This is a genomic window from Pseudomonas putida, from assembly GCA_041879295.1.
GTDB classification, from domain to species: domain Bacteria; phylum Pseudomonadota; class Gammaproteobacteria; order Pseudomonadales; family Pseudomonadaceae; genus Aquipseudomonas; species Aquipseudomonas putida_Y.
This window is the reverse complement of record CP047152.1, coordinates 1,377,070-1,399,752: the sequence shown is the minus strand read 5'-3', so window position 1 is coordinate 1,399,752 and position 22,683 is coordinate 1,377,070. Positions and strand designations below refer to the sequence as shown.

Here is a 22,683-nt window from a genome sequence, read left to right as displayed (position 1 = left end):
GGATTATATATGGTTAGCAAGCACTGCGCAGCCCGCCAGGCGATCAGCGAGCACTCGGCGGGTCCTGCAGCCACGCCACGCAGATGACCCGGATCAGCCCGCTGAAGTTGCGCACTCCACCCTGGCGCAGGTGCACTTCACGGTCCACATAGGACAACACGGCACTGACCGAACAACGGTTGGCGGCGGCAATGCGTTCCAGGATACCCCAGTAGACAGCCTCCAGGCGCAAACAGGTAGAAAAGCCGTTGAGCCGCACGGAACGTGACACCGGCTGCGTCTGCAGCATGTCAAAGTCCGCCTTGAACGGATCGATGCACTGTTTTCCTGGCCAGCTGCCTTGGCCTGCCATACGTTTGCTCGCTTGCATCATGCGCCACACTTCCTCGTCACAGGTACCAGGTGGCCTATGAAGCGCTGACGGGCGAGCTTAAAGCAGCGGCAAAATGTTCCTTTGCAAATACCAGGTTGCCAGGCGGACCCTGTGGGAGCAGGCGATGCGCTGGATGGCACCGGCTGCGGCGGCGTTCGCGGGCGCGCCCACTCCCACAGGGGTTGCGCAAGTTTTCCGCCTTGAGCAACGGTTACTTGTCGTCGAGCAGCACCCGCAGCATCCAGGCGGTTTTCTCGTGCACCTGCATGCGCTGCGTCAGCAGGTCTGCGGTCGGCTCGTCACTGACCTTGTCCACCACAGGGAAAATGCTGCGCGCAGTGCGCACCACGGCCTCCTGCCCCTGGACCAACTGGCGGATCATCTCGTCTGCCGGAGGGACACCTTCCTCCTCCTTGATCGACGAGTGCCGTGCATAGAATGCATACGAACCCGGTGCCGGGAAGCCCAGGGCACGGATTCGCTCGGCGATCGAATCGACTGCCAGCGCCAATTCGTTGTACTGCTCTTCGAACATCAGGTGCAGGGTGCGGAACGACGGACCGGTGACGTTCCAGTGGAAGTTATGGGTTTTCAGATACAGCACGTAGGTATCCGACAACAGGCGGGACAGCCCATCGACGATGGACTTGCGATCTTCTTCACTGATACCGATATCAATTGCCATGAAGCTCCCCTTTCCATAAGGCTTGAGACTCAAGCGGGCGCCGACCACTGTAGCAACACTTGCCGCATGCCGCATGTGACATGGCGCAACACATCGCCCACTGGGCGGCCTGCGGTTTGAGTAGGCTGCGGCTTTACTGTTAAATAGGCACTGTGCCACCCGTGCGGACTGTCATTACCGGGTGCATAGGCTGGCCTGCCACGTGTTCGCGCTCCATATCTCATGCGCACCGTGCTGCCAGCTCTTCCTGTGATCGGCCTTATCAACAGTGAGCCAACCCCATGTTCAAGATCGTCCATCTGGTGACGGGCGTGGCAGCTTTGCTGCTATCGCTCATACCCAGCCTGAAAACCGATGCGACACCCTTCCTGCAACAACCTGACGCGGTCTACCTGGCCCTGCTCGGCCTGCTCAACCTGGTGCTGGCGCCGGTGGTGCCACTGTATCATCGCGGCGCGCGACAACAACTGCAGCATCTGGCCTGCGCCCTGTTGGTGGTCGCCGTCGTGCTGCAGACCCTGACGCTACTGGCCCGCCCGGAAATGGGCAACCTGGCAGCCCTGGTCTGCGCGGCACTGGCCGTGGCCCTGCATCTGGCCGTGGGCTTTGCACGCGGCCCACGCAAGGCACGCAGCAGCCAGCACGCGGCACAAGATGCCGGCAACCGTGATACTGGCACCGTCAAATGGTTCAACACATCGAAAGGCTTTGGTTTCATCTCCCGCGACTCGGGTGATGACATCTTCGTGCACTTTCGAGCCATCCGCGGTGAGGGCCACCGCATCCTGGTCGAAGGCCAGCGCGTGGAGTTTTCGGTGATGCACCGCGACAAGGGCCTGCAGGCCGAAGACGTAGTTGCGGTAACCCGCCGCTGACCGACTGACGCCATCAACGGCAAGCCAGGCTCCGCAAGGTCAGCGCTGCACCTGAGAGCAGCATCATACCTGTGGGGGCTGGTTTGCCGGCGATGGCAGCCTGGCAGAAATCAATAATGGGGAGGCGGCGCCTCTTCCCCTTCACTGCCATACTGGCCAACCATCTCTTCATGACGCTTGATCAGCTCGGCCATCTGCAATTGCAGCCGCTCGATCACCCGCGCTTGCTCCACCACCACGTCATTCAGCGCCTGGATAGCGTCATCCTGAAACGCCTGACGGGTTTCCAGCTCGACCATACGCATTTCCAATGTCATGTCAGGCCTCTTGGTAACCAGCAAGCTGCAGCCCGCGCAGACGCTGACGAACAGCCTGCAGTTGATCATCGGTGTAACCCACAGGCGCACACTTGCCCCATACCGGAGCCGGCCACGCGGCGTCGTCGCGCTGGCGCACGATCACATGCATGTGCAACTGGCTGACCACGTTACCCAAGGTAGCCACGTTCATCTTGTCAGCTGCGTAGCTGGCCTTCAGCGCTTCTGCCAACAGGGTGGTTTCCTGCCACAACTGCTGTTGCTCTGCCGCATCCAGCTCGAACAGCTCACTGATACCCGCGCGCTTGGGCACCAGGATGAACCATGGGTAATTGGCATCCTTGCTCAGCAGCAACTGGCACAGCGGAAACTCCCCCAGCACCAGCGAATCCTGCTGCAATCGCGAATCGAGGACGAACACGGCATATCTCCTTCAGGCAATACCATCCCGCGTCAGGCGGAAACAGGCCAGCAAGGATACCTTGCACATTCCCGGTAACACAGCGCTACTTTTCGCACCAAAATGAGGCCGCCTGACCGCCTTCCCCACACCTGCCACCCCACAAATGCCCCCGGATTAACAAGTTGCGGTAACACCTTGACTCTAATGGCAGGTTTTTAAATTTTAATGATTCTCGATCCCAAAAAACACCCAAGCCGCCTTCGCCCCGCATTTACGGTACTTTCCGACCCTCGGTAGCAGGTTTTGTGAAAATTTCATGAAGTGTTGCGAATTTTGAGCACGCTTGTTGCATCCCCTTCCCGCCAAGTCGGCACGACATCTGCAGTGGCAGGTGAACGCGACAAATAACAACAGCGACATGGGTTACCAGGGAGTTTCCTCAACCGGAATCGGCAGTTACAGATTCGTTACGGTGCCAGGAACAGCGCTGAGGTTATACGGCCCCTGAAACGGGGCGTGATTTGCGACATGGAAATACTTAAAAGCGACACGGCGAAAAAGTTCCGCAAAGAGTGCTTATAGCCATATCGCCAACAACAGTCTGCGTGCTATACATTTTCGCCGACATAACAAGAAAGAGCTGCCCCATATAACTAAAAGACTTGGACGCAGCGGTACTCTTCCTAAAAACCAAAGGAGCAAATCACGATGCGCGTGATGAAGTGGAGCATGATCGCCCTGGCCGTTGCGGCAGGGACCTCGCAGTTGGCAATGGCCTCGGCACAGGACGAGTCCAAAGGTTTCATCGAAGACAGCAAGCTGAACGTCAAGACCCGCATGCTGTATTTCAGCCGTGACTTCCGTAACAACGATAGCGGCAAGAGCCGCGTTGAAGAAACCGGCCTTGGCTTCCTCGGCACCTTCGAATCGGGCTTCACCCAAGGCACCGTAGGCTTCGGTGTCGACGCCATCGGCATGCTGGGCCTCAAGCTGGACAGCGGTAAAGGCCGCGCCGGCACCGGCCTGTTCCCGACAGGTTCCGACGGCCGTTCGCAAGACGAGTACTCCGAAGGCGGCGGCGCAGTGAAAATGCGCATTTCCAACACCGTGCTCAAGTTCGGCGACCAGTTCACCGCCCTGCCAGTACTGGCTACCGACGACAGCCGCCTGCTGCCGGAAGTGGCTGAAGGTGGCCTGATCACCAGCAACGAAATCGATGGCCTGACCCTGCATGCCGGTCACTTCACCGCGCTCAACGCCCAGGCTCAGACCTATCACGACAGCCTGAACCTGACTGAAGCCAACGTCTTTGGTGGCACCTATGCCATTACCGACAGCCTCAGCACCAGCGTCTACTACTCGCGTATCGAAGATCACTTCCGCAAGTGGTACGGCAACATCAACTGGGCGCTGCCGATCAGCGACAAGCAAGGCCTGGTGTTCGACTTCAACATCTATGACACCAAGTCGATTGGCAACAACCTGACCGGCGCATGGGTAAGCAAGTCCGACGGCACCAATGAGCTGGACAACATCGCAGCCAGCCTGTCGGGCGCCTACAACATTGGCGCCCACACCTTCACCCTGGCCTACCAGAAAGTCAGCGGCGACGGTGATTACGCGTACGGCGTGGACGGTGGCGGTACCGTCTTCCTGGCCAACTCCGTTGCCCGTTCCGACTTCAACGCCGAAGACGAAAAATCCTGGCAAGCACGCTACGACCTGAACTTCGCCGAGTTCGGTGTACCTGGCCTGACCTTCATGACCCGTTATGTTCGCGGTACCGGTGCCACCACCCGCACCACCGACAGCGGCAAGGAATGGGAACGCGACATCGACGTCAAGTACGTGATGCAAAGCGGCCCAGCCAAGGACCTGAGCTTCCGCGTTCGTCAGGCCACCTACCGCTCCAGCGACGGTGTGTACTACGGCTCCTCGTCGATCGACGAACTGCGTCTGATCGTGGAGTACCCGCTGAGCATCCTGTAAGCCTGGCTTGCAGTGCCCCGCACCTGAAAAAGCCCGGCAATCACGCCGGGCTTTTTCTTGGCTGACAAGTGTCACGCCCTGGGGCATCCTGTACGCCTTCGTTTCCCCCCCGTACAATGCGGGGCTATTTCAACGTCTTAGGCAATCGACACGGCTAACCATGCGCACCAGTCAATATTTGCTCGCCACCCAGAAAGAAACCCCTGCCGACGCAGTGGTCATCAGCCATCAGCTCATGCTGCGTGCCGGCATGATCCGCAAACTGGCCTCCGGCCTGTACACCTGGCTGCCGATGGGCTTGCGGGTAATGCGCAAGGTCGAAGCCGTGGTGCGTGAGGAAATGAACGCCGCCGGCGCCCTGGAAGTGTTGATGCCGAGCATCCAGCCCGCCGAACTGTGGCAGGAATCCGGTCGCTGGGAGCAATACGGCCCTGAACTGCTGCGCGTGAAAGACCGCCACCAGCGCGACTTCTGCGTCGGCCCTACCCACGAAGAAGTGATCACCGACCTGGCCCGTAACGAGCTGTCCAGCTATAAACAGCTGCCGCTCAACATGTACCAGATCCAGACCAAGTTCCGTGACGAGATCCGCCCGCGCTTCGGCCTGATGCGTGGCCGCGAGTTCATCATGAAGGACGCCTACTCGTTCCATGCCGACCAGGCTTCCCTGCAGGAAACCTACGATCGCATGCACCAGGCGTACACCAATGTGTTCACCCGCCTGGGCCTGGACTTCCGCCCTGTGCAGGCCGACACCGGCTCGATCGGTGGCAGCTACTCGCACGAGTTCCACGTACTGGCCGAGTCCGGCGAAGATGACGTGATCTTCAGCGACAGCTCCGACTATGCCGCCAACATCGAGAAAGCCGAAGCCATACCGCGTGAAACCGTGCGTCCAGCGCCTACCGAGGAGCTGCGCCTGGTCGACACCCCGAACGCCAAGACCATCGCCCAGTTGGTGGAGAACCACGGCCTGCCGATCGAAAAGACCGTCAAGACCCTGATCGTGCGCGGCGCCGAAGAGGGCAAGCTGATTGCCCTGATCGTCCGTGGCGACCACGAACTGAACGAAATCAAGGCCACCAAGCTGGAACAGGTTGCCGACCCGCTGGTCATGGCCACCGAAGCCGAACTGCGCGAAGCCATTGGCGCCGGTGCCGGCTCGCTCGGCCCGCTCAACCTGCCACTGGAAATCATCATCGACCGCTCGGTTGCCCTGATGAGCGACTTCGGCATTGGCGCCAACATCGACGACAAGCACTACTTCGGCGTCAACTGGGAGCGCGATCTGCCGGTTCCACAAGTCGCCGACCTGCGTAACGTGGTCGAAGGCGACCCAAGCCCTGACGGCCAGGGCACCCTGGTTATCAAGCGCGGCATCGAAGTGGGCCACATCTTCCAGCTGGGCACCAAGTACAGCGAGGCGCTGAAGTGCCAGGTGCTGGGCGAGAACGGCAAGCCGGTCGTACTGTCGATGGGTTGCTACGGCATTGGCGTATCCCGCGTGGTTGCTGCTGCCATCGAGCAGAGCTATGACGACAAAGGCATCATCTGGAATGACGCCCTGGCTCCGTTCCAGATTGCCCTCGTACCGCTGCGCTACGAAACCGACGTGGTCCGCGACGCAACCGACAAGCTGTATGCAGAACTGACCGCCGCCGGCTATGAAGTGCTGCTGGACGACCGCGACAAGAAAACCAGCCCAGGCATCAAGTTTGCCGACATGGAGCTGATCGGCATCCCACACCGCATCGTCGTCAGCGATCGCGGCCTGGCCGAAGGCAACCTGGAGTACAAGCACCGCACCGAGCAAGACGCCCAGACGTTGCCGCTCAATGAAGTGCTGACCTTCCTGCAGGCCCGCGTTCGCCGCTGATAATCAATGCACGAGTGATCATGTTCAAGCGAAGTACCTTTACCCTGGGGGGTGCCGCACTATGCGGCACCCTGCTCCTCAGCGGCTGCGCCAACCAGATGTCCCAGCGCAGCGACCATGAGGAGCGCGTCGAGCGCAAACTGCTCGAGCACACCCTGCAGATCGATGTCGGTGAGCCGAAGGTGATGGAGCTTCCGCAGCGACGTGTGCGCGTGCATGAGCAAAAGCGCTTCGAAGTCACCGAGTTCGAAGTGACCCGTCGCTATGACCGCTACACGCCGTACCAACCCTGGCGTGAGATCTACGAGATCCCGCTGGGTGCAGTGGCCGTGGTGGCGGGTGTCGGCGCCAATGTGGTCAACGTCTTCGCCCTGGGCAACCTGCCGCAAAGCATCACGCATGACTGGCTCAGTTATGGCGTGGATGGGCTCAACCCGTTCATGAACGTGCCCTCCAACGGCCGCGCCCAGCAAAACCTGGCCGGGATCAGCGAAGTGCAGAAAGGCAAGCGCGAGGAATCCACCAGCCTGCCCTGGAGCGAGCGCCTGGTCGAGGTCAAGGCCGGCAAGATGACCCACGAGCTGACCACCGACCGCAATGGCGTGCTGCGTCTGAACCTGCTCGACAGCCCGTTTTCCGAGCAGAACCTCAACCACGTCGGCACCTTGCACCTGCAGGTACATGATGAGGACAATGCGGTAAGAGGCGATGCCAGCCTGCTGGTCAGCGCTACCCTGCGCAATAAGCTGCTTGAAGCCCATGAGCTGATCTTCGATGACCTCGAAGATGATGATGTCGGCCAGTGGGTGCACCGGGTCAAGCGCTTGTCCGAGCTGGGCCTTGAAGAGGAAGCCAGTGAAATGGAACAGAGCCTGATCGAGCTGACCCGCAACGATCCGGAGCTGCAGCAGGAGTTCTTGCAGTCGCTGACCAAGGCCACTGGCCGGTTGGTGGCCGATCCGGGCGTGCATTAACAGAATGGGGCTGCATTGCAGCCCCTTTCATTTATTAGGCGGGAACAGCTCCAGCTGTTCATGCGCCCCCCGCAAGTCACGCAACCGCACCCCTACCCCTAGCAAGCGTACCGGCTTGCCACCACGGGCGAATGCCTGCCCCAGCAATTGCCGATAACTCTCCAGGTCCCGGCCCGCGCCCGCCTGCTCCATGGTGGTCTGGCTGAAGTCATGGAACTTGACCTTGACGAACGGTTTGTCTGGCCGGTAACTGCTGTCCATACGGGCGATGCGTTCGTTCAGGCTGTCCAGCAATTCGGGCAGCCGCGCCAGGCAACTGGTCAGGTCTGGCAGGTCGGTATCGTAGGTGTTTTCAACACTCACCGACTGGCGTCGGCTGTCGTTGTGCACCGCACGCTCATCGATCCCCCGCGCCAGCCCCCACAACCGCTCGCCAAAACTGCCGAACTCGCGCACCAATGCCAGCCGTGACCACTCACGCAAATGCAGGCAGGTTTCGATGCCCAGCCGCGTCAGTTTGTCGGCCGTCACCTTACCCACCCCATGCAACCTGGCCACCGGCAAGGCTGCAACGAACGTTTCCACTTCATTTGGGGTAATCACAAACAGCCCGTTGGGTTTGCGCCAGTCACTGGCGATCTTGGCCAGAAACTTGTTAGGCGCCACGCCAGCCGACACGGTGATATGCAGGGTGCGGGCAACACGCCGGCGTATATCCTCGGCAATGCGCGTGGCGCTGCCCGAATACCACTGGCTGTCGCTGACATCCAGATAGGCTTCGTCCAGCGACAAAGGCTCGATAAGCTCCGTGTAGTCGCGAAAGATCGTGTGGATTTCCCGCGAAGCCTCGCGGTAGGCCTCGAAGCGCGGCTTGACGATCAACAGATCGGGGCAGAGCTTCAGCGCATGCCGCGACGACATGGCCGAGCGCACGCCATAGGCGCGTGCTTCATAGTTGCAGGTGGCGATGACCCCGCGATGGTCGGGCGAGCCCCCCACCGCCATGGGCCGACCGGCCAGGCGCGGGTCGTCACGCATCTCGATCGCAGCGTAGAAACAATCGCAGTCGACGTGAATGATCTTGCGCAAGGACATGGACGACCGTCAGCACTGTAAATTCATACAGATAGTATCGCATGCGCCCTGCTCTGAAACAGCTCACCTGCCTGGCCACACGATAATCGGCCTGAAAGCCCCGCCGTGCCTGAGCTGCATACTGTTATCAAGCGCTAAGGGTTTGAACAAAAAAGGTTTTTCCAAAACAATTGCTTGACATCGGGGCGCAAATCCGTAGAATTCGATCTCACAGGCGCGGGATGGAGCAGCCTGGTAGCTCGTCGGGCTCATAACCCGAAGGTCGTCGGTTCAAATCCGGCTCCCGCAACCAGATTCGAGAAAAGGCCACTGTTAACGCAGTGGCCTTTTTCTTTGCCCGCAAAAAAGCCTTTTCGAAAAAGCTCGAAAAATCAATGCCTAGCGCTTGACATATAAACTGTACGCTGTAGAATTCGCCCCACTGACGCGGGATGGAGCAGCCTGGTAGCTCGTCGGGCTCATAACCCGAAGGTCGTCGGTTCAAATCCGGCTCCCGCAACCAGATTCAAGAAAAGGCCACTGTTAACACAGTGGCCTTTTTCTTTGCCTGCTGATAAGCGTTTTCGAAAAAACATCGATAAATCAAAGCCTAGCGCTTGACATACAAACTGCACACTGTAGAATCCGCCCCACTGACGCGGGATGGAGCAGCCTGGTAGCTCGTCGGGCTCATAACCCGAAGGTCGTCGGTTCAAATCCGGCTCCCGCAACCATATTCGTCAGAACAAACCCCGCCTGTGTAAAGCAGCGCGGGTTTTGTTGCTTTATACCTTCCTGATTCTTGTCGCCTCGATTTTCCCTACCCTCATGCCAACTCGCAGGCTTGAGATGCCGTATCCAGGATGAACTATCTTTAACCGTGCCAGGCAGCTGCAAACGCCTGAGGCCGGAGTAACATTGGATACGTTTTCCTAAGGGACTTTCACTTGGCCGCACCTCTCCTTCACCTCGCGCAGCATGCCCGGGGCATCTCATGACTTCGCACAATCCCGAACCTCCGGTGCCACTCGCTACGGCGCTACCCGGTGCTGTGCAGCGCCTGCCCTTGCTCGAACGCCTAAGTCGCTACCGCCAGCCCATAGGCCTGATGGTGACCCTGCTACTGTTCACGATGGCCTTGATTGCCTGCCGCCACCTGCTGAACGAGCTGGACATCTATGCCTTGCACGATGCGATGCTCAGCGTGCCGACCCAGTCATTGCTGGGCGCCTTGCTGGCAACGGTGATCGGCTTTGTGATCCTGCTGGGCTACGAGTGGTCGGCCAGCCGCTATGCGGGCGTGAAACTGCCAGCACGCAGCCTGATATTGGGCGGTTTCAGCGCCTTTGCCATCGGCAACGCCATCGGCCTGTCGATGCTCTCTGGCGGCTCGGTTCGCTATCGCCTGTACGCACGCCTGGGCCTTGGTGCTGGCGAGGTCGCACGCATGACCGTGTTTGCCAGCCTGTCACTGGGCTGCGCGCTGCCGCCACTAGCCGCTCTGGCGACATTGAGCAACCTGCCGGCGGCCTCGACAGCACTCGGGTTGGCGCCCGGCCTGCTGGCCGCTGTCGCCAGCGCCGTGCTGGTGCTGTCTGCCTTGCTGGTCATTGGCTTGTACCGCCGACGCCTGGCCGAGCAACCACTGGCCGATAACCTGCTCGTTCAACTGGGCCGGCGCACACTTCGCCTGCCCAATGCGCGCCTGGCGGCCCTGCAACTGCTGATTACCGCGCTGGATGTGGCGGCGGCAGCCACCGTGCTCTACCTGTTGCTGCCAGAAGCCCCTCCTTTCGGCGCCTTTGTGCTGGTGTACCTGCTGGCCTTGGCTGCAGGCGTGCTCAGCCACGTACCGGGCGGCGTCGGGGTATTCGAAGCGATCCTGCTGGCGGCCTTTGCCGACCAACTCGGTGCCGCACCGCTGGCCGCTGCCTTGCTGCTGTACCGGCTGATCTATGTGGTACTGCCACTGCTGCTGGCCTGCGTGTTGCTGCTGGCCAATGAAGCCCGACGCCTGCTGTTTGCACAACAGGCCATCAAGGCCGCTTCGGGTCTGGCCGCACCGGTCCTGTCGATTCTGGTGTTCCTGTCCGGCATGGTGCTGCTGTTTTCCGGCGCCACGCCGGAGATAGACACGCGTCTGGAGCACATGGGCTTCCTGGTGCCACACCGGCTGATCGATGCCTCTCATTTCGGCGCCAGCCTGATCGGTGTGCTATGCCTGCTACTGGCCCAAGGCCTGCGTCGGCGCCTGTCCGCCGCCTGGCTACTGACCACCGTACTGTTGCTGGTCGGCGCCCTGCTGTCGCTGTTGAAGGGTTTTGACTGGGAAGAGGCTTGCCTGCTGACCTTCACCGCTGCCCTGCTCGCTCTATTCCGCCGCTCGTTCTATCGCCCCAGCCGCCTGCTGGAGCTACCCTTCTCGCCGGTGTTCCTGGTGGCCAGCGCCTGTGCGGTAGGCGCATCGGTGTGGTTGCTGCTGTTCGCCTACCAGGATGTGCCTTACAGCCATCAGCTATGGTGGCAGTTCACTCTGGATGCCGACGCTCCACGGGGTCTGCGCGCCGCCATGGGCAGCGCCTTGCTACTGGCTGCCGTGGCACTGACGTGGCTGCTGCGCACGGCGCCGCCGGTGATCCACCTGCCCGATGAAGAAGAGCTGCAACGCGCCAACCGTATCCTGCAGGCCTCCGACCAGCCCGACGGTGGCTTGGCGCTGACTGGCGACAAGGCGTTGCTGTTCCACCCGCGTGATAATGCGTTTCTCATGTACGCCCGGCGCGGCCGCAGCCTGGTGGCGCTGTATGACCCGATAGGCCCGGCCCAGGAACGCGCCGAGATGATCTGGCAGTTCCGCGACCTGTGCGACCTGCATAACGCACGGCCAGTGTTCTACCAGGTGCGCGCGGAGAACCTGCCGTTCTATATGGACATCGGCCTGACCGCATTGAAGCTGGGCGAAGAAGCCCGGGTCGACTTGCGCCGCTTCGACCTTGAAGCCAAAGGCAAGGAGATGAAGGACCTGCGCTACACCTGGAACCGCGGCGGACGCGATGGCCTGAGCCTTGAGATCCATGAGCCCGGCCACGCTCCGCTGGCTGAGCTGAAGGAAATTTCCGATGCCTGGCTCGGCGGCAAGAGCGTGCGCGAGAAAGGCTTTTCGCTGGGGCGCTTCAGCCCGGACTACCTGCAACACTTCCGCATAGCCCTGATTCGCTTCCAGGGCCGCCCGGTAGCCTTCGCCAACTTGCTGGAAACCCATGGAAACGAGCTGGCCAGCCTCGACCTGATGCGTGCGCACCCCGAAGCGCCAAAGCTGACCATGGAATTCATGATGATCGGCTTGATCCTGCACTACAAAAGCCATGACTACGGGCGTTTCAGCCTGGGCATGGTACCGCTGTCCGGTCTGCAACCAAGGCGTGGCGCCCCCTTGACCCAGCGCTTGGGTTCACTGGTGTTCCGCCGTGGTGAACAGCTTTACAACTTCCAGGGGCTTCGACGCTTCAAGGACAAGTTCCAGCCGGACTGGGAACCCCGCTACATGGCCGTGCCAGCCGGGCTCGACCCGCTGGTGGCACTGGCCGACACCGCCGCCCTGATTGCAGGCGGCCTGACTGGATTGGTGAAACGCTGATGACCCGACGCTTTTGGCTGTACCTGCTGGTTCCCCTGCTGCTGGCCGCCTTGGGTGGCGCGCTGGCCTTCTGGCTGTGGACGCGCCCGGCCCCCGAGGCACGCCTGGAACAAATGAGCATCAATGACACCAGCATCACCCTTGTTACCCCTGGTGTGCACCCCAAGGTCCGGGTGGCCATCGGTGTGCCACAAGACCAGGCACTGACGGGCAAGCAACTGCTCGACCTGAGCCAGGCCGGTGAAGCCCAGCTGGTGCAGGTAATTCTGCCGCCTAATGACTGCAGCAAGCAGCAACAGGCCATGGACCAGGCGCTGGCGCAACTGCCAGGAAAACCGACCCTGGTCGCAGGTATCGGCCCCGGTGCCGCTCAGGCCTGGCGTTGGCTGGCCAGCCAGGACAATGACAAGGCGCGGGCCATTTCCGTGGGCTTCACCCTCGAACAGCCTGGCTGCCAGGCACCGCTGCCCAAATCGGCTGCCCATGGCCACTGGAACGTCGCCTGGAACGACAACCCGGATGACGCCAGCGCCGCGTTCGTGCGCGACCAGGCCAACGCCGAAACCAGCATCAGCGACTACGACATCCACTTGCCACAAGTGCTCAAGGCGCAACTCACCCAAGCCCTGGTCGGCCATGACGGTAACGCACTGGCCATGCCGGTGGTCGAGGTGCCGGCCGGGCAAACGACAGACACGGTCACCTTGTTCCTTTCTGGTGATGGCGGCTGGCGCGACCTGGACCGCGACGTGGCCGGGGAAATGGCCAAGCTGGGTTACCCGGTGGTAGGCATCGACACGCTACGCTACTACTGGCAGCACAAGACCCCGGAACAAAGCGCCGCCGACCTTTCCGAGCTGATGCATCACTACCGGCAGAAGTGGGGTACCAAGCGCTTCGTATTGACCGGCTATTCGTTCGGCGCCGATGTGCTGCCGGCAATCTACAACCGCCTGCCGGTCGAGGACCAACAGCGTATCGACGCGGTGATGCTGTTGGCCTTTGCGCGCAGTGGCAGTTTCGAGATCGAGGTCGAGGGTTGGCTGGGCAAGGAAGGCCAGGAAGCGCCAACCGGGCCGGAAATGGCCAAGCTGCCAGCATCCAAGGTCGTCTGCGTGTATGGCGTAGAGGAAACCGACGAAAGCGGTTGCACGGAAAACACGGCAGTAGGTGAGCACCTCAAACTGCCTGGCGGGCACCACTTCGACGAGAACTACCCGGCACTCGCCAAGCGGTTGATTGGCGAGATCGAGACACGCCAAGGCAAGTCCCGCGTAGCTGAGCAGAATTGACAGGCATCAGGGCCGCTCTGCGGCCCTGACAGTACCGTATAACCCAATTCAGATCTCGACCTGCGTCCCCAGCTCGATCACCCGGTTCAACGGCAGGTTGAAGAAGCGCAGGTTGCCGTTGGCATTCTTCAGCAAGAACGCGAACAGGTTGCCCCGCCAGCGCGACATCCCCTCCAGCCGTGACGCGATCACCGTCTCGCGACTAAGGAAGTAGGTGGTGCGCATCGGCGTGAAGTCCAGGCCATCCAGATGGCACAGCTTCAACGCGGCAGGCACGTCCGGCTCATCCATGAACCCAAAGTGCAGCAACACACGGAAGAATCCGTCGCCATAGGCTTCCACCTCGAAACGCTCATGTTCCGGCACCCGGGGCCGGTCTTCGCTGACCACAGTCAGCAACACCACCTGGCTGTGCAGCACCTGGTTGTGCAGCATGTTGTGCAACAGCGCATGCGGCACGGCATCGGAGCGCGCAGTCAGAAACACTGCCGTACCCTCGACCCGGTGCGGTGGCTGAATGCGGATGCTGCTGATGAACAATGGCAACGGCAGCGCACCTTCATCGATGCGCTCGACCAGAATCTGCTTGCCGCGCTTCCAGGTGCTCATCAGCAGGAACAGCACACCGCCGGCCAACACCGGGAAGGCACCGCCCTGGGCGATTTTCGGCACGTTGGCGGCGAAGAACAGCCCGTCGACTAACAGGAAGCCGACCAGAATCGGCACTGCGAGCAGCGGCGGCCACTTCCACAGCAGCAGCATCACCGCGGATACCAGAATGGTGGTCATCAGCATGGTACCGGTGACCGCAACCCCATAGGCAGCCGCCAGAGCGCCCGACGACCCGAAGCCGATGACCAACAGCACCACGCCCGCCATCAGCGTCCAGTTCACCGCACCAATATAGATCTGCCCCTGCTCGTCGCTTGAGGTGTGCTGAATGTGCATACGTGGGATGTAGCCCAGCTGGATGGCCTGACGGGTCAGGGAGAAGGCCCCGGAAATCACCGCCTGCGAGGCGATAACCGTGGCCATGGTGGCCAGCCCGACCAAGGGCAGCAGCGCCCAGTCCGGCGCCAGCAGGTAGAACGGGTTGCGCGCCGCCTCCGGGTTTTGCAGCAGCAGTGCACCCTGGCCAAAATAGTTGAGCAGCAGCGCCGGTAGCACCAGGATGAACCAGGCCCGGGCAATCGGCTTGCGGCCAAAGTGCCCCATGTCGGCGTACAGCGCCTCAGCACCGGTCAGCGCCAGCACCACCGCACCAAGAATGGCCACGCCGATGCCTGGGTTCACCACGAAGAAGTTGACTGCCCAGCCCGGGTTGAACGCCTTGAGCACTTCCGGGCTCTGCGAGATGCCATGCACACCCAGCGCGCCCAGCGCCACGAACCAAGTCACCATGATCGGACCAAACAGCTTGCCGATCTTCTCGGTGCCGTGCTGCTGCACCAGGAACAGTGCCACCAGCACCACCAGCGAAATTGGCACTACCCAGTGGTCGATACCGTCGAAGGCCAGGCCTACGCCCTCCACCGCCGACAGCACCGATACCGCCGGGGTGATCATACTGTCACCATAGAACAGCGAAGCGCCGATCAAGCCACAGATCACCATAAGCGTGCGCAGCCGCGGGTAGGCCGCCGTGGCCCGCCGCGCCAGTGCAGTCAGCGCCATGGTGCCGCCCTCACCCTGGTTATCAGCACGCAAGATGAACATCACGTACTTGAACGACACCACCCACAGCAGCGACCACAGGATCAGCGACAGGATCCCCAGCACGCCATCATGGTTGACCGACACCCCATAGCCGCCGGTAAAGACCTCCTTGAGGGTGTACAACGGACTTGTGCCGATATCGCCATAAACCACACCGACCGCCGCCACGAGCAGGCCCACCGACCGCGACGCCCCCTGCTTCCCCTCGTGCCCGCCCTCAGCGTGACTGCTTGCCTGAACCATCGACCACTCCCGCAAACGGCCTTTACGGCCCTTGGTAATCACTTTGCCGCCAGGCCCTTGAAGGCACCCCGGCGCAACGGCGCGAAGCATAGCGCAGCGTTCGTCGTATTTCTGCTGGTCAAGCGCCCTTGCGCTCGCTAGAATTGCGCACTTTTTGATCAGAGGCGCCAAAAGCGCCCGTCAAGTTCGTCCCCGATTCCGGCCGGGCGACCTGCATTCAATACCGAGGTTAGTCATGTCCACCACGCCCGCCACCCCCAAGGTAGGTTTCGTAAGCCTGGGTTGCCCAAAAGCCTTGGTCGACTCTGAACGCATCCTGACCCAGCTGCGCATGGAAGGCTATGAAGTCGTGCCCACCTACGAGGACGCCGACGTGGTGGTGGTCAACACCTGCGGCTTCATCGACAGCGCCAAGGCCGAATCGCTGGAAGTGATCGGCGAAGCAATCAAGGAAAACGGCAAGGTCATCGTCACCGGCTGCATGGGCGTCGAGGAAGGCAACATCCGTGACGTGCACCCAAGCGTGCTGTCGGTCACCGGCCCACAGCAGTACGAGCAGGTGGTCAACGCCGTTCACGAAGTGGTGCCACCGCGTCAGGACCACAACCCGCTGATCGACCTGGTGCCGCCACAGGGCGTCAAGCTGACCCCGCGCCACTATGCCTACCTGAAAATCTCCGAAGGCTGCAACCACAGCTGCAGCTTCTGCATCATCCCGTCGATGCGCGGCAAGCTGGTCAGCCGCCCGGTGGGTGAAGTGCTGAGTGAGGCCGAGCGCCTGGTCAAGGCCGGGGTCAAGGAGATCCTGGTGATTTCCCAGGACACCAGCGCCTACGGCGTCGACGTCAAGTACAAGACCGACTTCTGGAACGGCCGCCCGGTCAAGACCCGCATGCTCGAGCTGTGCGAAGCGCTGAGCAGCCTGGGCGCCTGGGTACGCCTGCACTATGTGTACCCTTACCCGAACGTTGACGACGTGATCCCGCTGATGGCTGCCGGCAAGATCCTGCCGTACCTGGACATCCCGTTCCAGCACGCCAGCCCGAAAGTGCTCAAGTCGATGAAGCGCCCTGCCTTCGAAGACCGCACCCTGGCACGCATCAAGAACTGGCGCGAGCAATGCCCTGAGCTGGTGATCCGCTCCACCTTCATCGTCGGCTTCCCGGGCGAGACCGAGGAAGACTTCCAGTACCTGCTGGACTGGCTGACCGAAGCCCAGCTCGACCGCGTGGGCTGCTTCCAGTACTCGCCGGTAGAAGGCGCCCCGGCCAACGACCTGGGCCTGGAAGAAGTACCGGACGACGTCAAGCAGTCGCGCTGGGACCGCTTCATGGCCCACCAGCAGGCCATCAGTGCTGCCCGCCTGCAATTGCGTATCGGCAAGGAAATCGACGTGCTGATCGACGAAGTTGAAGAACAAGGCTCGGTTGGCCGCAGCTTCTTCGATGCACCGGAAATCGATGGCAGCGTGTTCATCGATGGCGACCATGGTTTCAAACCAGGCGACAAAGTGCGTTGCCGTGTAGTGGATGCCGACGAATACGACATGTGGGCTGAACCCATCTAAAACGGCTGAAGCCTGCAAAGCCCCTGCCCCGGCGCTCTCCATTAGGGAATGACCGGTGCAGGGGCTTTTTTGTCAGAACGTGTGGAACAGCATCAGGCCGCCCTCGGCATCCGGGCTGGCATCCGAGAAGCCTTTGACTGCGTAGAGTTGGACTTTCCACTGCGGGTTGAGCTTGTGGGTGAGGAACAAGGTAAGCTCCTTGATCTGCGCCCCGGTCGAGACCACTTTCTGCCGCCAATCGTAGGAGGCGCCGGCCGAAGTACCGACCGCCACCGGCAGGGCAAAACCGAGGCTGGCAAATACCGGGTCGTCGAAATCGCTATCGGGCGGGTCGCCGAATTTCTTCCAACCCAGTGTCGCGAAGCCGGTGACCGAGCCAAAGCCCTTGGTGATGTCGACCTGGGTGGTGTAGTCGTACTGTCCGGTGCCCAGGCACTGGTCTTCGTCGGCGGTGGGGAATTTGACCTTGCCGATCAGGTCCAGCATCAGGCCGCCGTCACTACCATCTAACAATGCATAGGCGACGCTGGCAACCGTGTCACCCAACCCGCTCTCCACGTCTCGGCAACCACCGGGCAAGGGGTCACCATTGGGGCCGACTTCGGGGTTGGTGATACGCAACCAGGGCACGGTAACCTTGTAAGTCATGGGGCCGCTCTCATACTTGCCGACCACTGGCAAATACCAGATTTCCGACGTGGTGCCGGTGCCATAGTCGCCACTTGAATAGTCCATGCCAATGGCGGCACTGAAGGTATCAGCCTGCACCGACACACAGGTGCATGAGAGCAAACAGGCGAAAAGAGCGAGCGAGGGTCTCATTTGCACCTCAGTACGCTTTCGGGAAGCATGGTCGGATTTTCACAGCCTAGTTGGCTAACGCCCGGATCGCTCTGGATGCTCGACTTTTTCCACCTTCTCAACTCTCTCTGGTAACTCCACCTTTTCGACCTTTTCGACCCGTTCAGGTTTTTCGACTTTTTCGACTTTTTCGACCTTCTCGACTTTTTCGACCTTCTCGACTTTCTCGACTTTCTCGACTTTCTCGACTTTCTCGACTTTCTCGACTTTCTCGACTTTCTCGACTTTCTCGACTTTCTCGGGCTTTTCGACCTTCTCTACTTTTTCAACCTTCCCGGTTTTTTCGACTTCAACCTTTTCAACCCGATCGGAGCTTCCGCTGTTGCTGCGGGCCGACCGCTCCAAGGTGTCGCGGTGTGCCGACGCTCCCGACTTGTCAACGCTGCCATGGCTACCGGAGCCGTCGACGGCGCTGCGCCCACTGTGATCATCACTACTTTCATCGCGATCGTTGGTCGCATCGCTTGCGCCATGACCGCTGCTGGAACCGCCGGAGCTGCTTTTGTCATGCTCACTACCGTGCCCCGACTGGCTTCTGCCGGGATTGTCTACACGGTCGTCCTGGAGTTCCACGCGGGTTGCCCGCAGCTCATGAGTACCATTGAGCACCCCGCTCACCCGCACACGTTGATCGAGCGCCAACGCCGTTGGCTGCCTGCCGACAATTACGGTGCCCTGCCCCAACGTCACATTGATACCTGCGACCACCAACTGCCGAGCTTGTGTGCGCTGCACCAGCCCTTCAACCACCGCCTGCTGGACACGGCCAGCAAAAGGCAGGCTCGGGTCTGGACGGGTTTGCGCCACTTCAAGCTGGCGCCCGGTCCACTGGCCGCGCACCAGCAATTCACGAGCAGGCGCCACACGGGTACCCAACTTCAACCCTTGAAGGCTGCCAGTGCGATCAACCGCGCCGATGGCGCTGGCCTCCCTCAACCCCGGTGCCCGTTCGATGCGGGTGGCCACTACTTCTCCCCGGGCATCGCGCAGGCCGCTGACCCTCACGGGCTCACCAGGGCGCAGCCCTTCAGCCACCCGCGCGCCAGCGGCCAACCGCACAGGTTGCCCCATGACCCGCAGGGGGGCCGAGGCATTGGGCAGCGCCGTCAATGGCCCTTCGAAGACGTTGAGGATCGAAATGCGCCCTGCTTGCAGGCCGCGCTGGGTGGCGAATGCCTCCACCGCCACCACCTGCCCGATCGCCAGCTGACCACTGCTGGTAGGTGCGCCGTTTTCACTCACCGGTACGTCCTTGCCATAGTGCACTTCCATGCCATTGACGCAGATCGAGGCGAAGCCGGTGATGGTACCGACGATGCCTGTACCCCCAGTACCACCCGGGCGCAGGATCGGCGTACTGGTACCGTCCACACCATCCGCCACTGCACCTGTGCCGCCTGTACCCCCAGGGCGTTGCTGAACTGGGGCACCGGTGCCACCGACGCCGCCATTTTCATTGCGCACACCGGTGCCGCCCATGCCGCCGGGAAACTGCAGACTCGCGGCACCGGCCATACCCACTTCGTCACGGCTGACACATACCGGCGCTGCAGCCACCTCGCCCGGGACCATCAGGTTCCACCCGAAAACCAGGGCAAACGTGACAGCACTGAGGTAGCGCACAAAAAGTGTCATGGCCCGGGTGTCTTCGACGGATCGGAATCGGTAGCTTCAGTGTAGAAATAAAGCCCGACAGTGATGCGCTGACGTTGTTCGATACCGGGCTCATCAACACTCTCCAACTCAGCTGCAAGTCGGCTGAAGGCAAGTAGTGTCTGCATGCCATCCTTGGCTACCACGTCACGCAGATGCTCGACGCTGGCCGGGCTCAAGGCATCGTAGTGCACGCTACGCTCAAAAAACGGCTGGCCTTCGCCGCTGAGGTTATGCACCGCAGCACAGGCATGGTCATGCAGGTTGTGGCCGAAGTACGCAGCCTTTTCATCAAAACCCTTCTGTGGCACGAATGCATGGGCTTCCAGGTGCACGCAATCCTGCTCATCGAGCCGCACGACGCCCAGGCGCAGCCATTCGTCCAGCACCACCCGACCGCGGATATCGGTGCTGACCCTGGCGACCAGGGCATCGAATGAGCAATCGCCACCCACACTGGCTAGCCGTGCAAGCGCCCTCGCCTGGCCGGGCGCCGAGCAGAATGGTGGGGTGTTGGTCCACACATTGACCAGCTGTGCACCTAGCGTGATGTTATCCGGCAGGGTCGCACGTGCAGTGTCGCCCTCATTACGCAGCCGCCGGACATCTTTACGATGTACGCCTGTAAGCAGGCTGATACGGCTGTCGGTTGGCGCAGTGTCGTTCAGGCGAAACTCGCGATGGGCTACATCGACGAACACCTCCTTGAGCAGGTCGGTGAACATCGTGTAGGTGACCCCTTTGCGCAGCATCAGGCGCACCAGCGGGCGCATGACACGCCGCAGCGCACTCAGCATCGACGGGGGTAAAACAGGCGATTGCATTGAGGGCATTCCTTGACAGAGGCACCCAGTATAAGGCGAGGGAATAAATCCCACGCAAACCGCAATCATGTCCCGGCTTGGGCGAGGAAAAAGCTGTCAGCGCTCATTGGAAATGACGTGACAAAGGCAGGCAGGCCAGAACCTGCTCATACAAAACCCGTCCGCTGGGTTTTGTATGGACCACTTCGGATCAGTACCAATCAGCTTCTGCTGTTGTCATCCCCGGCCTCGCCACCGGCATGAACACCGTGGTCATCACCCGGTTCGCCACCCACATGGTTGCCGTGATCATCACCAGGTTCACCACCAACATGATTACCGTGATCATCCCCAGGCTCACCGCCGACATGATTACCATGATCGTCACCTGCTTCAGCATGGTTGCTGCTGCGCCCAGCGTTTGAATTGCCGTCGTGGCCACTGCCACTGTTGCCGGCATGGCCACCACCGTCACCGCCGCTGCCGTGGCCACCACTTCCACTTCCGCCGCCACCGTGACCACCGCCGCCACCACTTCCACCACCACCGTGACCACCGCCTCCACCACTTCCGCCGCCACCGTGACCACCGCCTCCACCACTTCCGCCGCCACCGTGACCACCGCCGCCGCCACTTCCGCCGCCACCGTGACCACCGCCGCCGCCACTTCCACCGCCACCATGGCCACCACCGCCTCCCCCATGACCGCCACCGCCGCCGCCGCCGCCGCCATCTTTAGCGTAAGCACTGGTGCCATGAGAAATCGAGTCAGGGATCAAGGCAATGGACATCGATAACACGCCAGCTACAGCTGCCGCGAGTAACGCCTTCTTGAACAGCAGGTGGATTTGCATAGTCCGTCTCCAGGTCTTCGCCACGAGAACGCCAAATCAGTCAGGAATCCAGTTTCAGATTGAACTTATATTTACGTGGGATTTTTTCCCACGCTTAATTAATAGACCGTCACTCCCCAGGTCTCAAGCGCCAAGCGAACAAGCCGACCGGTGGTTGGCCTGCTATGTTTTCCCTATCGCCCCAGAGGAACGCCGGCATGCCTGCGCTACTGACGCTGCAAACCCCGCGCTTGAGCGACTACAGCGAGCTGGTACAAGTGTGGGAGGATTCGGTACGTGCCACCCACGACTTTCTGCCAGAGGGCTATATCCTGCTACTGCGCGAGCATGTGCTGCGCCGGTATCTCGACGCAGTGATGCTGATCTGCTGCAAGGACCGCCAGCGCATCTGTGGTTTCGCCGGTGTCGCCAACGGGCGGATAGACATGCTGTTCGTCGCACCTGGCTACCGCGGCCAAGGGGTAGGCAAGCGCTTGCTGCGCTATGCAATCAGCGAACTGAATGCCGAGTACCTTGACGTCAACGAACAGAACCCGAGAGCGCTGGGCTTCTACCTGCATGAAGGTTTCGAGGTCATCGGCCGTTCGGAAACCGACGGCCTGGGCCAGCCCTACCCTCTGCTGCACATGAGGCTAATGCGCACAGTGCCTTGAGGCGGCGCCTGAATGTGCCGCGCTATGTGTCCAAAATGGCGCATCTGACACAGATTCCCATCATCTACCGCTTGCAGGCAGGTACAATGGAGGCCTTTCCCTGCCTTGCGAATTGCCCCATGTCCGAACCCGTCCGCCTGTCCAAACGCCTCATCGAGCAGCTCGGCTGCTCCCGCCGCGAGGCCGAGCAGTACATTGAAGGAGGCTGGGTAACGGTCGATGGCGTGGTGGTTGAGCAGCCGCAGTTCAAGGTTGAGCAGCAGCGCGTCGAGCTGCTGCCGGGCGCCCGTGCCGAAACCCTGGAGCCGGTGACCCTGCTGCTGAACCAGCCAGCCGGCATGGACAGTGAAGACGCCCGCGCCAGCATGAACATGGGCAGCCTCAGCGAAGCCCACCGCGAAGGCGTGCGCGCCCTGCACGGGCATTTTGCCCGGCAGGCCTGTGTGGCACCGCTGGAGCGTGGCGCCAGCGGCCTGCAGGTGTTTACCCAAGACTGGCGGGTATCCCGCAAGATCGAAGCCGACCTGCGTCGCCTGGAGCAGGAGTTCATCATTGAAGTGCGCGGCGAGACCACCCCCCAGGCGCTGGAACGCCTGGCGCGCGGGGCCATGCGCAATGACCGCGAATTGCCTAAGGCCAAGGCCAGCTGGCAGAACGAGACACACTTGCGCATGGTGTTGAAAAACCCACAACCAGGGCAGATTTCCGAGCTATGCGCCTACCTGCGTCTGGAGCTTTTAAGCATGCGACGCATTCGCCTGGGGGGTGTGTCGATGGGCAAGTTGCCCTTGGGCCAATGGCGCTACCTGGCTACCTCCGAACGTTTTTAAGCAATACG

The 22,683-nt window shown here is 61.1% G+C and carries 18 protein-coding genes, 3 tRNA genes and 1 pseudogene; 13 read left to right on the top strand and 9 right to left on the bottom strand.

All coding sequences use genetic code 11. The annotated features are described in order from the left end of the window. Positions 1-43: 43 nt before the first annotated feature. Complete coding sequence (locus tag GST84_06465; GenBank protein ID XGB12020.1) at positions 44-373, bottom strand: aryl-sulfate sulfotransferase; 330 nt, start codon at positions 371-373, stop codon at positions 44-46. A 211-nt stretch (positions 374-584) separates the two neighbouring features. Further along, positions 585-1,058 carry a DNA starvation/stationary phase protection protein gene (locus GST84_06460; protein XGB12019.1) on the bottom strand — a complete coding sequence of 158 codons (474 nt, stop codon included), beginning with the start codon at positions 1,056-1,058 and terminating at the stop codon, positions 585-587. Positions 1,059-1,339: 281 nt separating this feature from the next. Here GST84_06460 and GST84_06455 point away from each other — a divergent pair, with 281 nt between their 5' ends. Then, entirely contained in the window at positions 1,340-1,933 is a 594-nt protein-coding gene (locus GST84_06455; protein XGB12018.1) for a cold shock domain-containing protein, read from the top strand. A 110-nt stretch (positions 1,934-2,043) separates the two neighbouring features. On the opposite strand, the gene GST84_06450 is transcribed toward GST84_06455, so the two are convergent. Next, positions 2,044-2,250, bottom strand: a complete 207-nt coding sequence (locus tag GST84_06450; protein ID XGB12017.1) for a protein SlyX — start codon at positions 2,248-2,250, stop codon at positions 2,044-2,046. 1 nt (position 2,251) lies between these two features. Then, a complete protein-coding gene (locus GST84_06445) occupies positions 2,252-2,671 on the bottom strand; it encodes an HIT domain-containing protein (protein XGB12016.1) in 420 nt (139 codons plus the stop codon). A 690-nt stretch (positions 2,672-3,361) separates the two neighbouring features. On the opposite strand from GST84_06445, the gene GST84_06440 reads away from it, so the two are divergent. From GST84_06440 to GST84_06430, 3 genes are all read left to right on the top strand, one after another. Further along, positions 3,362-4,642, top strand: a complete 1,281-nt coding sequence (locus GST84_06440) for an outer membrane porin, OprD family (protein ID XGB12015.1) — start codon at positions 3,362-3,364, stop codon at positions 4,640-4,642. A 160-nt stretch (positions 4,643-4,802) separates the two neighbouring features. Further along, on the top strand, positions 4,803-6,518 hold the full coding sequence (locus tag GST84_06435) for a proline--tRNA ligase (protein ID XGB12014.1): 1,716 nt from the start codon (positions 4,803-4,805) through the stop codon (positions 6,516-6,518). Between the two features lie 20 nt (positions 6,519-6,538). After that, entirely contained in the window at positions 6,539-7,492 is a 954-nt protein-coding gene (locus GST84_06430; GenBank protein ID XGB12013.1) for a hypothetical protein, read from the top strand. 27 nt (positions 7,493-7,519) lie between these two features. Here the strand turns inward: GST84_06430 and dinB are convergent, their stop codons facing one another. Next, positions 7,520-8,587: a DNA polymerase IV gene (gene dinB, locus GST84_06425; GenBank protein ID XGB12012.1), complete on the bottom strand. Its 1,068-nt coding sequence runs from the start codon at positions 8,585-8,587 to the stop codon at positions 7,520-7,522. A 215-nt stretch (positions 8,588-8,802) separates the two neighbouring features. Here dinB and GST84_06420 point away from each other — a divergent pair. The 5 genes from GST84_06420 (at position 8,803) to GST84_06400 (ending at position 13,495) form a co-directional block, all read left to right on the top strand. Continuing rightward, positions 8,803-8,879: transfer RNA gene (locus GST84_06420), tRNA-Met, on the top strand. A gap of 133 nt (positions 8,880-9,012) precedes the next feature. Next, positions 9,013-9,089 (top strand) — tRNA-Met (locus GST84_06415). A gap of 134 nt (positions 9,090-9,223) precedes the next feature. Continuing rightward, positions 9,224-9,300: transfer RNA gene (locus GST84_06410), tRNA-Met, on the top strand. 260 nt (positions 9,301-9,560) lie between these two features. Then, a complete protein-coding gene (mprF, locus tag GST84_06405) occupies positions 9,561-12,203 on the top strand; it encodes a bifunctional lysylphosphatidylglycerol flippase/synthetase MprF (protein XGB12011.1) in 2,643 nt (880 codons plus the stop codon). Next, positions 12,203-13,495: a virulence factor family protein gene (locus GST84_06400; GenBank protein XGB12010.1), complete on the top strand. Its 1,293-nt coding sequence runs from the start codon at positions 12,203-12,205 to the stop codon at positions 13,493-13,495. The genes mprF and GST84_06400 overlap by 1 nt, the downstream gene beginning before the upstream one ends. 48 nt (positions 13,496-13,543) lie before the next feature. On the opposite strand, the gene GST84_06395 is transcribed toward GST84_06400, so the two are convergent. After that, complete coding sequence (locus GST84_06395; protein ID XGB12009.1) at positions 13,544-15,454, bottom strand: potassium transporter Kup; 1,911 nt, start codon at positions 15,452-15,454, stop codon at positions 13,544-13,546. Positions 15,455-15,689: 235 nt separating this feature from the next. Between GST84_06395 and rimO the strand changes: the two genes are divergently transcribed. Beyond that, positions 15,690-17,021, top strand: coding sequence for a 30S ribosomal protein S12 methylthiotransferase RimO (gene rimO, locus GST84_06390; protein XGB12008.1), 1,332 nt, complete (start codon positions 15,690-15,692; stop codon positions 17,019-17,021). 72 nt (positions 17,022-17,093) lie between these two features. Here the strand turns inward: rimO and GST84_06385 are convergent, their stop codons facing one another. The 3 genes from GST84_06385 to GST84_06375 are packed head-to-tail and all read right to left on the bottom strand — an operon-like array spanning position 17,094 to position 20,359. After that, positions 17,094-17,843, bottom strand: a complete 750-nt coding sequence (locus GST84_06385) for a hypothetical protein (GenBank protein ID XGB12007.1) — start codon at positions 17,841-17,843, stop codon at positions 17,094-17,096. A gap of 54 nt (positions 17,844-17,897) precedes the next feature. Further along, the gene (locus tag GST84_06380) at positions 17,898-19,517 is read right to left on the bottom strand and encodes a hypothetical protein (GenBank protein XGB12006.1); all 1,620 of its coding nucleotides are present in this window, start codon (positions 19,515-19,517) and stop codon (positions 17,898-17,900) included. Continuing rightward, complete coding sequence (locus tag GST84_06375) at positions 19,514-20,359, bottom strand: hypothetical protein (protein ID XGB12005.1); 846 nt, start codon at positions 20,357-20,359, stop codon at positions 19,514-19,516. Before GST84_06375 ends, GST84_06380 begins: the two co-directional genes overlap by 4 nt. Before the next feature lie 576 nt (positions 20,360-20,935). Here GST84_06375 and GST84_06370 point away from each other — a divergent pair. The 3 genes and pseudogenes from GST84_06370 to GST84_06360 all read left to right on the top strand — a co-directional run bounded on the left by GST84_06370 (position 20,936) and on the right by GST84_06360 (position 22,675). After that, positions 20,936-21,043 (top strand): annotated as a pseudogene (locus GST84_06370) (DUF2497 domain-containing protein). Between the two features lie 346 nt (positions 21,044-21,389). Beyond that, a complete protein-coding gene (locus GST84_06365) occupies positions 21,390-21,845 on the top strand; it encodes a GNAT family N-acetyltransferase (GenBank protein ID XGB12004.1) in 456 nt (151 codons plus the stop codon). Between the two features lie 119 nt (positions 21,846-21,964). Continuing rightward, the gene (locus GST84_06360) at positions 21,965-22,675 is read left to right on the top strand and encodes an RNA-binding protein (protein XGB12003.1); all 711 of its coding nucleotides are present in this window, start codon (positions 21,965-21,967) and stop codon (positions 22,673-22,675) included. The last annotated feature ends 8 nt before the right edge of the window (positions 22,676-22,683 follow it).